A 14,906-nucleotide genomic window follows, 5' to 3' on the forward strand; every position below is an offset into this window, starting at 1 on the left:
CAAGTGAACAGCAGGGCTGTTGTTACGGATGAGCAACTGCTCGAGCAATACAAGCAAGGGAATACAGCCGTGCTGGAGTTGTTCGTCTATCGGTATCATCAGACCATCTATGCGTATTTATACCGACTGACCAGCAAGCGTCAGCTCGCAGAAGATTTGGTGCAAGAGTGTTTTGTCAGAGTATTCACGGCTTTGCAAGCTGGTCGGTTGCCTGAACGGTTTCGACCATGGATTTATCGAATTGCGACGAACCTGTGCCGTGATGTATGGAAGTCCGGAGCTTATCGTTATGAAGTAGCGGCTAAGGATACCGGAGTGTATGATGCGGCAGATGGCGGTAAGGATACGGTAGCGTCTTTTTTAGACAAGCAATATGAGCGTGAAGCAGTCATTGCTGCCCTTGGCGCTTTGCCTGAGGAGGAGCGGCAAATTGTTATTTTGCGTTTTTATGAGGAGCTCAAGCTGGATGAAATAGCCGAGTTGCTGGAACTGCCGCTTGGAACGGTCAAGTCCAAGCTGTATCGGGCGTTCAGGCGACTGGCCCATACATTGCAGAAAGGGGAGGATCAGGATGAGTTACATATCCGGAGCCGGTAGCGCCGATAAGGCTAGTCGCGACAGTCAACTGCACAGGGAATTGCAAGAGCAGCGGCAACTAGAGGAAAAGGGTGAAGCAGCAGCGGATCGATGGGAGCATGACCAGATCGGAGCCGTATTCAGCCAACTGGATCGCTATACCGTCGATGGTCCCAGCGGCCAGCAGACGGAATCTCTGCTGGCGCTTGCCGCCACATATGCCACACAGCCTGAGTGGGCGGTTGCTGTACCCTCTTCCAAGCGAGTGGCAAGACATGACAGGCCTGGGCGGCAAGCAACTGTCGCTATATCTTTACCAGTAAGGCTTATGCAACGCATGGCAGCTCAGGTAAGGACGATGCATTGGCTGTTTTGGCTTACATCAGCGCTTATGATTGGCATAGGAGCAGTCGTTGAGGGGCTGGTAGCAAGTGAATGGTTCAGTAGCTCTGCCAAGCCGGATGTATTTTTATTTACGATTCTGTTGCTTCCTGTAGCCAGTGTGGCCTATTCACTCCGATCCATGCATAAGCCAATGAGTGAGCTTGAGGCGACCTTTCCTGTTACACCCGTACAGCTTATGGTAGCCAGAATAGGAACCATACTGCTATATGACCTCCTTCTAGCGCTGTTGTTTTATGGAATACTCGTTATGACGGGTACCAGCGGTGAATTCGGATCTAACACTACTTTACTGATCACAGATCTATTACTGCCGATCTGCCTGAGCGCTTTTGCAGCGCTGGCTGCAATGCTTCGTTTCGGGACATGGCCTGGTACCGCGGTTGTGCTCGCAGTGGGCGTCATCCAGTTTTCCACTGGCGAGAGGCTTGGCGTATTTCAATTGTTCAGCGAATACGGGTCCGAACACTGGCTTGCAAGCAAGCTTGTTGCTGTTAGTCTGGCAATAGCGCTGGGTGTTATAACAAGTATTTTGCTGCGCCATCGGCATTATTACAAGCAATATGGATAGGAGGGAAGAGTGGTGCGAGGAGCTGAGCTAAAACTTACCGCGGTTGAACTTCTTGCAGATAATGGTCACCTGCTGCTAGGGGATGTGAATCTGGCTTTGCCGCCAGGCTGGTATGGTCTGGAGGGCGCCAATGGCAGTGGAAAAACAGCATTGCTCAAAGCGATAGCTGGTCTATACCAGCCTGTACGCGGCCTGATTACCTATCAGCTTCATGGCGTGACGTTGTCAGGCAATGCTTTCAAGCCTTATCTGGGCTACAAGCCACAGCAGGCAGCGTACTATGACAATATGAATGTCGAGGCATACTTGCGTTATGTGGGTGAGATGAAGCTGATGCCACGGGCAACCATTGAGGAACGATCTCGTGAGCTAAGTGAACGGCTCGGGCTTACTGCCGAGTGGAAAACGCCCATTCAGCGGTTGTCAGGCGGCAACAAGCAACGGCTTATGATTGCTCAGGCGATGCTTGCTGATCCATGGTTTCTGCTGCTGGATGAGCCTCTCTATGGCATGGATATCGAGATTCGTTTCCTGCTGCTAGACACGTTGTACGAAATGACACCTGGCACAGTCGCAATCTTTTCAGGCGCTTTGGAGGGCCTACAGGGAGGTTGGTTGGATGCTGTGATCAAACTTGAAAATGGTACAGCGGCGCTGCACTGATGCAGCGCCGTTTTCTATATTAAATCATCCTGCTGCGGCTGCGAAACTTGCCTGGCGGATAGCCAGACATTTGTTTGAACCATTTGCTGAAGGGGTGGATAGAGTCGGCCTCTAGATGGCTGGCAATGGAGACTCTTCTACTCTTATCATTGGCAAAGAACGGGGAGTTTTGAACACAAATAAAATAATGAGAAGTGACAGATTGCTTGGGTAGTGTTGGGATAATATCAATAATTGGCGAACCAGCCGATGGAATAAATGGCGTGATTTTCTCTTTGAATGGAGATTTTTTGGTACCTTATTGTCAGTACAATCATACAGAGAAAAAAAGGAGGAGAACCCAGAATCATGCACACCAAGAATAAGGGGAAGTACAATGATTTTTCGAGATATTTACGGATAGCCAATTGTTGCGGAAGAAGACGAAACACTTCCCTTGGCTCATCCTGATTTGATGTTGTTTTTGCTTAACACCACAAATGTAATTGATAGTGTTGATTATAGACTGTTCAAAATAAAGGAAACAGCTATCGTTCAATTTTTTGTAACGGACGCATTTAAACAACTAGTGGAACTCCATGACCTTAAGGGCTTAGATTTCTCAGAGGTATACGATTCAGCTTTTACTGCAGAAAAAGAAGAAGAGCAAGAACGTAATTACCAAGCTGCCCTTGATTTCATAGAGCGCAATAAAGGAATTGAAGTTTCATATGATGAGGCTCGTTTCCTTATGGAGCAGGAAAAAGTTGTTGCCAGCGGAAAGTGGAGAATGCAACTAGATGAGAATGGGGAGCTATGGCTTGCGAATTTGACACCTGATTTGATTTATTGCTGGGGCAAGCCAATTTATATTCCTCCTGTGTTAATGCTTTTTCAATGGCATGAAGTAGAGAAGTCTGAAATTAACTTATAGAACCCGGTGGAATGAAATATACTCTTATGAAGCTTTATCATCATTTTTAAAAGGCTAAGCGCTGAGCTTAAAGTCATAAGTTAGATCCGTTAACACTAAAGTTTTACAAAGGCGACTTATCTGCGGACGGGTTGCTTTTGTTTTTTTCAGTTCCCATCAAAACAATATAGTCCTGACCGATCTGCTTATCCAAATCATTGAATACTATCAATAAAGATAACCGTCAAACAATAGAATATATGATATAATGACGTGGTTGTTGTAAGGTGCAATTTTAATATGAAAAATAGGATGGGCAATATGAAGGGTTATCTTTATAACGTGGATAAAAAACGATTGATTATTATGGTTATCGGCAATGTATTTCTGGGCATGGGAATTAGTATTTTTAAGCTGTCCGGCATGGGGAATGATCCCTTTAGCGGCATGGTAATGGCACTTGCAGAGTGCGTGGGTATAACATATGCAAATTTTCTGATCTTGCTGAACCTGGTATTGTTTGTAATCGAATTCATCACCGGACGAAGGTATATTGGAGCCGGGACTTTTGTAAACGCAATCTTTTTGGGGTATATCGCTACGTTCTTTCATAGTACTTGGCTATCTCTGTTAGGCGAACCTCAGCTGTTATGGCAGCGGGTGGTCGTCGTAGCGATTGGCGTGGTGGTATGCAGTTTTGGGGTATCCCTGTATCAGACATCGGCTGTGGGAGTCGCTCCTTACGACAGCCTGTCCCTGATTATGAGGGATAACGTCCCGAAAATATCTTATTTTTGGCACCGGATGTTTACGGATGCTCTTTGTGCTTTGATTTGCTTCCTGGCAGGAGGCGTTATAGGCTTAGGTACTCTAGTGTCCGCACTTGGTTTGGGACCCATTATTCATTTTTTTGATGTGAATTTTACGGAGAAGCTGCTGGCAAAAAAGCGTCCAAATTAAGAAAGGCGGGGCAGACCAATCTGCCCCGCCTTTACTGTAATTTGAAGGTCCATTTTTAATGAGTAAATGCACTCTTGATGTTATTTTTTTTATGAACATCTTCCGTGCCGCTATCCAAGGCGGTCTTGTAGTAGAAGCATTTATGGTCTATGACTTCCATCGTTTTTCTCAATTCTTCCATCTGTGCTTCTACAGAAGCTTTCCGCTCCAGGAACATATCATATCTCTGCTGCAAGGTGGAGTCCCCCTCAGAGCACCACTCAATGAAATGTTTTATTTCCTTAATTGGCATCCCGGATGACTTCAGGCATTCAATTACTTTTAAAGCATCCATATCCGTTTCTTTGAAAACGCGTTTCCCGCTGTGGGTTCTTTCTATAAAAGGCAAAAGTCCCTCCTTGTCATAGTAACGCAGGGTATGTGATGTCATATTAAAATATTCTGCAACTTCACTTATGGAGTATGTTTTCATCATCTATCTCCAGTCTTAATTATATTTTATGCTTGACTTAGAGTTAACTTTAAGTAATAACATAGGTTTTGTAAAGTCGACGTTACAGCTTTTTATATTAACTAGAAGAGAGGTTTCACTATGATAAAAGTAAATGCACGTGCTACATTCAGTCAGGAAGGCCCGTTCAAGCTAACTACAATTGAACGCCGGAATCTGCAGCCGCACGATGTTCTTATTGAGATTAAATACGCTGGCATTTGCCACTCGGATATTCATACAGCCCGCGGGGAGTGGGGACCGGTTAAGTATCCACTTGTTCCAGGGCATGAGATCGCCGGTATTGTCAGCCAGGTCGGTTCCAAAGTTACAAAGTACACAGTCGGCGATCGTGTAGGGGTAGGTTGTATGGTTGACTCCTGTGGAGAGTGCAGTAATTGCCAAAAAGGTGAGGAGCAGTATTGCCTGAGTGGAAATACGGGCACTTATGGAGCTATCGACCGGCACGGTCACTATACACAGGGCGGGTATTCCACGCACATCGTTGTAACAGAAGACTTCGTGGTCCGGATTCCTGACACTATTCCGCTTGATGCGGCTGCACCGCTTTTATGCGCAGGAATCACCACCTATTCACCGCTGCGCCATTGGGGAGCCGCTCCCGGCAAAAAAGTAGCTGTAGTGGGTCTTGGCGGGCTTGGGCACATGGCTGTGAAGATTGCTCATGCCATGGGAGCTGAGGTTACTGTGTTATCACAGTCACTGAAGAAGAAGGAAGACGGATTGCAATTAGGAGCGGATCATTATTATGCGACCAGCGATTCGGAGACATTTAAGCAGCTTGCCGGTTCATTCGATCTTATTGTGAATACAGTAAGCGCACAAATTAATATTGATGCCTATCTTTCACTTCTGGCATTGGATGGTACATTAGTCAATGTCGGTGCGCCCGCTGATCCATTGGCAGTTAACGTATTCTCGCTGATCGGCCACCGCCGTTCGTTTGCCGGATCGATGATTGGCGGAATCCGTGAAACGCAGGAAATGCTTAATTTCTGCGCTGAACATAATATTGCTTCTGAAATCGAGGTCATTTCTGCTGACCGGATTGATGAAGCTTGGGAGCGTGTGCTTGCTTCAGATGTCCGTTACCGGTTTGTCATCGACATCAGCACGATGGGGAACGAATAAGAGACGCCTTCATTCTTGACCTCGGTCCGTGGCCACAACCTCAAGAAATTCGATAACATAGCGGGAATTTGCTAAGGAGCTGGAGATCTCACGCAGTTATGTTTCGAGAAGAGAAAAACGGCGTTGCTGCATACAGCAGTGTATGTGTATAAATGCTAAATAGGCAGAGCAGTGCTTCTACCAGTGGGGTAGGAGGGCGGCTTTGCTTATTGTCGTTACTGCAAGTGAATATTTTGGATCAGCTGATTCTGCCGTTTTTATGAAAAAGATGATTCTTTAAAGGTTGGAATTTTTAAAAATCAGGTTGAAAAATGCTATTTTCCCTAAAAGAAAATCATGACACAATAATAATAAAGCGCTTACTTCATTAAAACATCCCAAGTTCATGAAGACTCTATACCACTTTTTGAAAATATTTACGATATTAAAAGTCGTATCTGCTGGCCGAAATTGCGGATTCCAAGCAAAGGTTGAAATTATTAAAAAAGTTGGTACTAAACGTTTAACTCAATAACTTAAGGGGTCAAACGGTTAGACATATCTATGTAATTATGAAGGGGGAGAGGGAAATGAAAGTAGGTAAAGCATTCGGGGCAGGTATTCTTTCAACTGCACTAGCGTTAAGTGTCATTGGCTGCGCGAAAGACGAGACAAACACAGCAACCAAGGCATCTGATGCACCCAAAGCATCTGAGAACGCAACCTCCAAGCCTGAGGAGAAGGTCAAGATTATCTATTCGATGTGGGGAAGTGCGGAAGAGGGAAATGTAACCCAGGGAGTGGCGGATAAGTTTAATGCTTCTCAAGACAGAATTGAAGTAGAAGTACAAGCAATTCCCTGGGAAAACTACATGACTAAGCTGAATACAATGGCTACGGCAGAGCAATTGCCTGATACAGGGATGCTCAGAGAAGATGGGGTCGTTCAGTGGTCTACCCAAGGCATGCTGAATGATGTAAATACAATGTACGAAGGAAGCGACAGCAAACCACTGGATAGCTTAGCCTACAAATATCAAGGGAAAACCGTAGCCTACGCGGCTGCCAATGAAATCTTACTCCTCTATTACAACAAAGATATGTTTGACAAAGCCAATGTACCCTATCCCCCAGCCGCTTTAGACCAAGCGTGGACATGGGACGAATTTGTAACAACAGCAAAGAAGCTGACCCTTGATAAAAATGGTAAACATCCTGATGAGAGTGGATTTAATGAGCAGAGTATCGTACAGTTTGGCGCATCCGTTGAAAACTTACCATGGCAGCTTGAGACCTGGGCGCTTGGTAATGGTGGAGGGTTCTATTCGGGTGATGGGACTGAGGTGAGAATTGGAGAAGACGCCAGTATAGAGGGAATTCAGAAGGTTGCAGATCTTTACTTGAAGGATCATGTTGCTCCGTTGTCTGTCGGACAGACTGATGATGGCATTCAACGAACCATCATCGCGGGAACTGTTGCCATGGCTACTAACGGTGCGTGGAACGTGGGAACTAGTCTGAATACGGCCAAGAATGAAGGCTTGAACTATGGCGTTGCAGTATTGCCTTACATGAAGGAAAAGGTTACCCTCAACACGGGTGGCGCCAATGTCGTCTTCTCCCAGACTAAGCATCCAAAAGAAGCGATGGAATGGCTGAAATGGTACAACTCAGAAGAAAATAACTGGGGCCTCATTAGCTCGGGGATCTGGATGCCAACACTGGAGAAGTGGTACACGGATGAGACCCTTACCCGTAAATGGGTCGAAAATCCTAACTTCCCTGTTTATGACGAATATAAATCTGCAGTAGTCGATTATGCGCAATCACCTGCTGTGAAGCCTGCAGCGTGGTTCTATACGAATCATACGACGGAGTTTAACACCTTGCTCGGGTCGGTTTTAGGGGATGTATGGACTGGAAAGACGACCGCTAAGGATGCTATTTCTAAAAATCTCGATGCGTTGAAAGCAGCCCATTCAGGCAATTAGTAAAGTTCGTAAAAGACTGGCCGCTGCCAAGCTCACACACGCGGCGGCCATATTATGATCTTCAGGTGGGGAGATAGAGATGGAAATGATTAATAAATCTCCGAAACGTCGTTCACGTATTCATGCAGGTGAGGCACGAGCCGCGTATATATTATTGATCCCTGCCTTCATTGGGCTGATCTTTCTAACGTATCTACCTCTTATTGGGGTGCTCGGGATCAGCTTAACGAATTGGACGGGACTTTCAGACCCCAAATTTGTTGGCTTCGAGAATTATATTAATCTATTTACCACTGATCCTTATATTAAAGATTCTATTATCGCTACGGTCTACTTTGCCGTCTTATCGGTAGTTGGAGGCATGATTTATTCACTTTTTATTGCGATGCTACTGAATCGTAAAATTCCGGCTAGAGGGTTTTTCCGGGCTGTGTTCTATGTACCGTACGTTTTGCCGGCAGCCGCAATATATGTAGGATGGTCCTGGTTATACGAAGCTAATTTTGGATTTTTTAACTTTATTCTCTCTGAGATGGGTTTGAACAAAGTTTCTTTTATCGCGGATTCCAGCTATGTCATTCCATCCCTATCCTTGATTTCGGTTTGGCTGTCAGGTAACTTAATTGTTATTTTCTTAGCTGGGCTGCAAAATGTTCCGGTCGTCTACCATGAAGCGGCTGAAATGGATGGTGCGAATGGATGGAAACGATTCTTGCATATCACTTTACCGTGCATGTCGCCCATTATCTTTTACAATTTGCTAATGAGCTTGATTGCCAATCTCCAAATTGTTACGCCGGCTCTTTCATTAACGAATGGCGGCCCGGGTAATTCTTCACGCTTTTTAACTTATCTGATGTATGATCAAGCTTTTGTAAATTATAAATTGGGGTATGCTTGTGCGACAACAGCCGTTATTTTTGTTATTCTTGCAGGCTTTACTGGTGTATTATTCAAAACCTCCAACCTATGGATCTTTAATGAAGGAGGCGATGACAAATGAGTGTAGCCTCATACGGAAGATTAAAGAGCAAAAAACGTAATAATCAATGGATGAACCTGATCTCGTTTGTCGTTGTTATTTTTTTTACTATACTCGTGCTCTTTCCAATCTGGTGGATATTTCGCACGTCGCTCATGTCGAATGCCGAGATATACCAATATCCGCCTTCACTGCTGCCAGGAAATTGGTTGTTTTCAAACTATGCAGAAACGCTAGAGATCTTTAAGTTTTGGAAATATTTATGGAATACTATGATTATTATTGTACCCGCCTGTCTGGCAGGAACCTTTACAGCGACTTTATGCGGTTATGCCTTTGCAAGACTACGTTTTCGGGGCAAAAAATTGATTTGGGCTCTTTGTGTCGGTTCGATGCTTCTACCTGCCATGGTTACACTTATTCCGCTATATATTGGGTGGACGAGAGGCTTAGGAATTCATGACAGCTATCTGCCGTTGATTTTGCCTTATTTCTGTGGTGGCGGGGCTTTTAATATCTTTTTGATCAGGCAGTTTATCATGTCTATACCGAGAGAGCTTGATCAAGCAGCAACGATCGATGGCGCTGGATATTACCGCATTTTGTTCAGCATTATTATGCCGGCCATTAAATCTGCGATGATCGTCGTCGCATTATTTATCTTTATCGGTTTATGGAATGATCTACTTCAACAGATGATTTACATAAACTCAAGCGATAAGTATACGATAGCCTTGGGACTAACCGCCTTTAGAGGCCAACTAAAGCAGGACTGGTCGCTGACGATGGCGGCTACGTGTATGTCCTTTGCGCCGGGTGTCATTTTTTATCTGATTGGTCAAAAATATTTCGTAGAAGGAATCACGTTGACAGGACTGAAAAATTAGCTTCAATGGCTAAAGATAGCGCACTGTAATCTGCTCTGAAGTATTAATGGGGGCACCTTTCTGCTAAGGCTTAAGTTCCGAGCCCGGCGGTATAAGGTGCCCTTTATTTGTGCTGTAAAAGCTTCTACAGATTATGAATAAAGTTATATAGGTTTGCTGGGACGAGTCCTCTCTTTGAATTGGAACGTCCATACAAATTCCTCGAAGATTAGTTTTATTTATGTACTTCGTATTTTAAGTTCAGAAAATGAAATGTCAATTGCAGTTTGAGACGAATATCACCGTTGCTTAAGTCTAATTGGAAAAGCTCCCGGATCCTGTTGATACGATAGAACAAAGTGTTTCTATGGATAAAAAGTGCTTTTGCCGCAAGAGCTGGAGTGTCCACATACTGAAGATAGGCTTCAAGGGTAGGCAGCAAACTTGTTTTGTGGGTATGGTCATAAGCAATAAGCTTCTGAATAACCGGATGACAGAAATCAGCAAGATCATGATGTTCAGATATGATTTTTCCAATATGCTCACAGAGATAGTCCTCATACACATAGATTGACTTGTTAAAGTCAAGTTGGAGTCCTAAGTCGATGGCAGCCAGACATTGTTTGTAATATTTTCGCAAAAAATTTAATTGACTGAAGGAATCACTCATTGAAGCAGTCAGACTATTTACTTGCAGAAACTCCAGAATCCGTTCTTCTTTAGTAATTATTTCGTGGGATGAATCGGTGAGAGAGATTAGAAATACAATGCGCCCTTGAAAAACGATCCAACGGTTGTTTGGCAGGAATTGACTTAGATGCTGCGCGACCAGTTGAACTTTTCCCTCAAAAAAACCGTTGTTTTGGTCAATTAAGGTCAACACACGCAAGTTAGAGGACAGCGGCCACTCCATATGAGCCAAGCGCATTGCAATGACATTAGCATCATAGAGATCACCAGTAAGGAGTTCGGTAAGCAGAAAGCTATGAACCATTCCTTGATTGGATTTATAGAAATCACTCTTCTGCAATTCTACCGAAACCAGTTCGCAAAGAAATTTTACTAGTTCAAAATCAATATCAGTAAATTCACGATCAAGCTCCATAACACTAACCTGTGCAAATTCTATACCGTGGACGTACACAAAAGCTGTAATCCAACCGTTCTTGGTCTCGGGATCACGAGAGTAATAAGGAAAAAGAGCCATCCGGGTCCGCTCGTATAAATTGGATTTCTTCATGCTTTGAATATTTCGGTCAAGGACATAACCTAAGTGTCTCTGTTGTTCAATATCAGGTCGGCTGGGAATAGGTGCTTGACACATAGCAAGTAATTTATAGCCAGCATCAACAATGATAACCGGATTACCAAAGATGCGGGTGGCTTCATTCGTCATGTGCTGCAATCCTTTGTTGGAGTTAAGTGCAGAGATAAGCGTGTGCATATGCTCAATAAGCCGATTCTCATGAGCAAGGATAGTAGAGATTTTCTCTGAAAGATCCAGCAAATCCAGTTCATTTGGCAGAAGGGTAAGGCAAGTATAAGAATCAACAGATGCGTCACAATCCTGAATACAGAAAAGTGGGGTGTCTGTTGGAAAGTCCCTTGGTATATCTGAAAGCTTGCCTAAATAGGCAGTGTCAGTCTTGAATACGGAGTAGGGTCGCAGGATAGCAAATTCGTTAATCTCTTTGGTTTGTAATGCCTCTTCCGGCCAGGCAAGACAACAGTCGCTAAGTTTTCTGATGATCTTTTGAAGATTCACGAGAACAGCCTCCAATAGCACTAGGAACCTTTGTGCAATTTTACAAAACTTTGCTGAAATAACCGATCACGATTAAGTTGCAGCACATGGGAGATAACGCTCTCATTATATATACTGAAATTATCACATGCAGCAATAAATGACACTTTAGCTTGAAAATGTGTGATGAGCTGTATTTAACAAGGAGGGATTGTATTGGAATTACGTGAAGAAATTTATGCGAAGCTGGTGGAAAGAGCTTCGCCTTTATTCGGGAAGAAGCCGGAGGAATTGTCGGAAAGTCTTTCATTTACGAGTGATTTACAGGCAAAATCTGTGCATTTTTCGCAGATCACTACTTTCTTGGAGGACGCTTTTAATGTTGAAATTCCATATATGAAATTTCGCCGGAAACAAACCATCGCTGAGGCTGTTGATTATGTGCTGGAAATTTGCGAGAACGGATAAGGAGAAGGACAATGAACAAATTTTTTACAAAGAAAGAAATGTTTCAGGGCGAAGAGCTTGAGAGTATTTACCGTGTGGCCCGTCGGCCTGTTGATAAAGAGCAGGATATTGATCTTTCTGCAAGTGAAAATCCAATGGATGCAATGGGACAAGGTTTCTGTCCTCCCTTCAACCAACGAACATACATTGCGGGTGAAGGCGTGATCTGTCAGCAAGACGTACCCGTTAAAATGCGTGACGGGGTGACTATCTACTGTGATATATATATGCCGGAAAACCGAATAGATAAGATTCCTGCACTAGTTTCCTGGAGTTTTTTCGGGAAAAGGCCAGGAGAAGGAATGAGTGAGTGGCAGATTATGGGCGTTCCTCCGCAGACCGTATCCAAACTCGCAAAGTTCGAGTCTCCGGACCCTATGTATTGGTGCCGAATGGGTTACGCCGTTGCCAACGTTGATACTCGCGGTGCAGGTCATTCCGAAGGTGATGTAAGCATGTTCAGTCGTCAGGATTGTGAGGATGGCTATGATTTTATCGAATGGCTGGGTGTTCAATACTGGTGTAACGGTCGAGTGGGTATGGGAGGAAACTCTGGTGTAGCCATGACCCAGTATCGTGTAGCAGCTTATCAACCTCCCCATCTCGCCTGTATAGCCCCGTGGGAAGGCACGACTGATGTGTACCGGGAAGCAATTTATGAAGGGGGCATCCCAGCACTTAGCTTCAATGAATTCATCGCAGCTTCGGTTACGGGGAATGGCGGTGTCGATGATCAAGTGGCTATGGCACGGAAATATCCTTTAATGAACGGTTACTGGCGTGACAAAATTCCTGATTTCAGCAAGATTACGATTCCGTGTTACTGTACCGCCGGCTGGAGTCATTTTCATCTGCGTGGTTCAATTCAGGGCTATCGTAAAATTAAGACGAAGCAGAAATGGCTGCGCGTACATCGCGATTTTGAATGGGCAGATGCTTATGATCCTTACAATCTTGAGGACCTGAAGCGCTTCTATGACCGCTACCTGAAAGACATTCATAATGGCTGGGAATTAACCCCCCGTGTCCGGCTTGATGTTATGGATGCTTTCGATTGTGATTACCAGGTACAGCGCAAGGAAAAAGGATTTCCTCTGGAGCGAACTCAATATACACGTTACTACCTGGATGCGGCCAGCATGAGCATGCAAGAAGGTCCTGTTTCTGCCGCATCCGAAGCAACTTACGACTCGGACAGTGGAGAAGCAATCTTTGATATGGAAATTAAAGAGGATACTGAGCTGACCGGTTATATGTTTTTACGGCTTTATGTTGAAGCAGCCGGGCATGACGACATGGATCTTTTCATTAATATTCAGAAGGCTGATGGAGAGGGCAATTGGATTCCCTGGCATGTACTGGATGAGCCGCATCCCGGAGCATGGGGTAAGATTCGTGTTTCGCACAGAGAGCTTGATTCAAAGCTTAGTACCCACTATCAGCCTGTGCTTTCTCACGAACGTGAGCTGAAGCTCACTGGGGGAGAGGTAGTTCCGGTGGATATCGAAATTGTACCTTCCAGCCGGATCTGGCATAAAGGTGAGAAACTGCGGGTGCAGGTGGCAGGCCGCTATATCCGGGAGGGGTGGTTCGAGCCTCTAGCGTGGGACACAGACAATAAGGGCAGACACATCATTCGCACTGGCGGGGAATATCAATCCTTCCTTCAGGTACCGGTAATTCCGCCACGTTATCAATCTGGTGAATATATCTACCGTTAGATATGGAGGAAAGTCCGATGATCGGTGTGGGGACAGATATCGTGAATTTTTCTCATCTGCGAGCCATTACGCTGGTGCAGGAAGATCCATTTATACAAAAAACATATACTCCGAATGAGATCGCGCAAGCTATAAGCCGTCCGGAGCCTTTTTATTACTATGTAACGCGGTTTGCCGGCAAGGAAGCGGTGTTCAAGTCTCTAGCTATCAGTGGCGAGGGAGTTAGTCTCAAAGAGATTGAAATCCTTAATGATGCCGAAGGGCGGCCTAATGTGATACTGCATGGGGAAATCGCCAAACGGGCGCTGCAAAGCTCATGTGCGCAAGTGAAAATTTCCCTTTCTTATGATACAGACTACGCGGTGGCCTTTGCCATAGCTGCAGATGGAAGGAGTATATAAATGAGCCTGCTGGAAACGCTCGAGCAAAAAGCACGTCTTCATCCCAAAAGGGTGGTTTTCCCGGAATGTGATAATGAAATGATTTTGAAAGCCGCCGCGGAGGTGGTCGCACGCAAGATAGGCCAACCTGTGCTAATTGGCAATTCAGAGAGTATCAGTGCGCGTGCGGTGGAACTTGGAATTTCGACTGAGGCATTCAGTTTCTTCAATAATTCGAATGAGCAGCAGTTAGAAGAACTCGCTGACGAATATACAGCACGTTTTGATGAGTTGAGCAGAAAAGCGGTCCTGCGCAAGGCAAAAGATCCAGTAAACTGTGCGATGCTGCTGGTTAAGACCGGCAGGGCTGATTGTGCAGCTGCTGGACGCGAGTATACTACGGCTGAGGTTATAGTGGCGGCTCAAAGCATTATCGGGATGCAGGAAAGCTTTAGCAGCATTTCAAGTCTTGGTATTGTGAATGTGCCGGGCTTTGAGGGTCCTGAAGGTCAGCTGCTTGCTATAGCTGATTGTGCGGTGAATGCCGCTCCCGATGCTGACGAACTTGCTGACATCGCCATATCCTCTGGATATACTGTCAAAACGCTGCTCGGCTGGGAGCCTCGTATTGCTATGCTTTCCTTTTCTACATGTGGCAGCACGGAGCATGAGAGTATTGATGTTATCCGCAAGGCAATCGATATTGTACATGGCAGAGTGCCGGACTTGAAGATCGATGGTGAATTTCAACTTGATGCAGCTATATCCCCAGGGGTGGCTGCAAACAAAGTGAAGCGTGAAAGTGATGTCGCTGGCAAGGCAAATGTGCTTATATTTCCAAATCTGCATGCCGGGAATATAGGTGTCAAGCTGATACAGCTTTTTGGTAAAGCCGATGCATATGGGCCTGTACTTCAAGGCTTTGCACAGCCGATCTGCGATTTTTCCCGCAGTGCTCCGCTTTCCGAAATGATGGGCAATATTATTATGCTAATTGTACGCGCACAGCATGGAAAGGAACTGTGAAGAC

At 45.0% G+C, this 14,906-nt stretch carries 15 protein-coding genes; 13 read left to right on the forward strand and 2 right to left on the reverse strand.

Going from position 1 to position 14,906, the window contains the following annotated elements:
* Positions 1–3: 3 nt before the first annotated feature.
* From MHB37_RS07060 to MHB37_RS07080, 5 genes are all read left to right on the forward strand, one after another.
* Complete coding sequence (locus tag MHB37_RS07060; RefSeq protein ID WP_076125358.1) at positions 4–597, forward strand: RNA polymerase sigma factor; 594 nt, start codon at positions 4–6, stop codon at positions 595–597.
* Positions 572–1,549, forward strand: a complete 978-nt coding sequence (locus MHB37_RS07065) for a hypothetical protein (RefSeq protein ID WP_076125356.1) — start codon at positions 572–574, stop codon at positions 1,547–1,549. The genes MHB37_RS07060 and MHB37_RS07065 overlap by 26 nt, the downstream gene beginning before the upstream one ends.
* 12 nt (positions 1,550–1,561) lie before the next feature.
* A complete protein-coding gene (locus MHB37_RS07070) occupies positions 1,562–2,212 on the forward strand; it encodes an ATP-binding cassette domain-containing protein (protein ID WP_076125354.1) in 651 nt (216 codons plus the stop codon).
* Between the two features lie 436 nt (positions 2,213–2,648).
* Positions 2,649–3,125, forward strand: a complete 477-nt coding sequence (locus MHB37_RS07075) for a hypothetical protein (protein ID WP_076125352.1) — start codon at positions 2,649–2,651, stop codon at positions 3,123–3,125.
* 279 nt (positions 3,126–3,404) lie between these two features.
* Entirely contained in the window at positions 3,405–4,064 is a 660-nt protein-coding gene (locus MHB37_RS07080) for a YitT family protein (RefSeq protein ID WP_248547753.1), read from the forward strand.
* A gap of 55 nt (positions 4,065–4,119) precedes the next feature.
* On the opposite strand, the gene MHB37_RS07085 is transcribed toward MHB37_RS07080, so the two are convergent.
* A complete protein-coding gene (locus tag MHB37_RS07085; RefSeq protein WP_076125348.1) occupies positions 4,120–4,536 on the reverse strand; it encodes a MerR family transcriptional regulator in 417 nt (138 codons plus the stop codon).
* 120 nt (positions 4,537–4,656) lie between these two features.
* Here MHB37_RS07085 and MHB37_RS07090 point away from each other — a divergent pair, with 120 nt between their 5' ends.
* The 4 genes from MHB37_RS07090 to MHB37_RS07105 all read left to right on the forward strand — a co-directional run bounded on the left by MHB37_RS07090 (position 4,657) and on the right by MHB37_RS07105 (position 9,545).
* A complete protein-coding gene (locus MHB37_RS07090; RefSeq protein ID WP_076125346.1) occupies positions 4,657–5,706 on the forward strand; it encodes an NAD(P)-dependent alcohol dehydrogenase in 1,050 nt (349 codons plus the stop codon).
* Between the two features lie 569 nt (positions 5,707–6,275).
* The gene (locus MHB37_RS07095; protein ID WP_405169077.1) at positions 6,276–7,676 is read left to right on the forward strand and encodes an ABC transporter substrate-binding protein; all 1,401 of its coding nucleotides are present in this window, start codon (positions 6,276–6,278) and stop codon (positions 7,674–7,676) included.
* A 79-nt stretch (positions 7,677–7,755) separates the two neighbouring features.
* The gene (locus tag MHB37_RS07100) at positions 7,756–8,679 is read left to right on the forward strand and encodes a carbohydrate ABC transporter permease (RefSeq protein WP_076125342.1); all 924 of its coding nucleotides are present in this window, start codon (positions 7,756–7,758) and stop codon (positions 8,677–8,679) included.
* Complete coding sequence (locus MHB37_RS07105; RefSeq protein WP_076125340.1) at positions 8,676–9,545, forward strand: carbohydrate ABC transporter permease; 870 nt, start codon at positions 8,676–8,678, stop codon at positions 9,543–9,545. The genes MHB37_RS07100 and MHB37_RS07105 overlap by 4 nt, the downstream gene beginning before the upstream one ends.
* Positions 9,546–9,759: 214 nt before the next feature.
* Here MHB37_RS07105 and MHB37_RS07110 read toward each other — a convergent pair whose 3' ends face one another.
* Complete coding sequence (locus MHB37_RS07110; protein ID WP_076193529.1) at positions 9,760–11,289, reverse strand: CdaR family transcriptional regulator; 1,530 nt, start codon at positions 11,287–11,289, stop codon at positions 9,760–9,762.
* 195 nt (positions 11,290–11,484) lie between these two features.
* Here MHB37_RS07110 and MHB37_RS07115 point away from each other — a divergent pair, with 195 nt between their 5' ends.
* The 4 genes from MHB37_RS07115 to MHB37_RS07130 are packed head-to-tail and all read left to right on the forward strand — an operon-like array spanning position 11,485 to position 14,902.
* Positions 11,485–11,736 (forward strand): acyl carrier protein, encoded by a 252-nt coding sequence (locus MHB37_RS07115; RefSeq protein WP_076125336.1) that lies wholly within the window; start codon positions 11,485–11,487, stop codon positions 11,734–11,736.
* Positions 11,737–11,747: 11 nt separating this feature from the next.
* Complete coding sequence (locus MHB37_RS07120; protein ID WP_076125334.1) at positions 11,748–13,496, forward strand: CocE/NonD family hydrolase; 1,749 nt, start codon at positions 11,748–11,750, stop codon at positions 13,494–13,496.
* 17 nt (positions 13,497–13,513) lie between these two features.
* The gene (locus MHB37_RS07125; protein ID WP_076125332.1) at positions 13,514–13,897 is read left to right on the forward strand and encodes a holo-ACP synthase; all 384 of its coding nucleotides are present in this window, start codon (positions 13,514–13,516) and stop codon (positions 13,895–13,897) included.
* Positions 13,898–14,902 (forward strand): phosphate acyltransferase, encoded by a 1,005-nt coding sequence (locus MHB37_RS07130; protein WP_076125330.1) that lies wholly within the window; start codon positions 13,898–13,900, stop codon positions 14,900–14,902.
* Positions 14,903–14,906 lie beyond the last annotated feature (4 nt).

The organism is Paenibacillus sp. FSL H3-0286, assembly GCF_045040705.1.
GTDB classification, from domain to species: domain Bacteria; phylum Bacillota; class Bacilli; order Paenibacillales; family Paenibacillaceae; genus Paenibacillus_AQ; species Paenibacillus_AQ odorifer.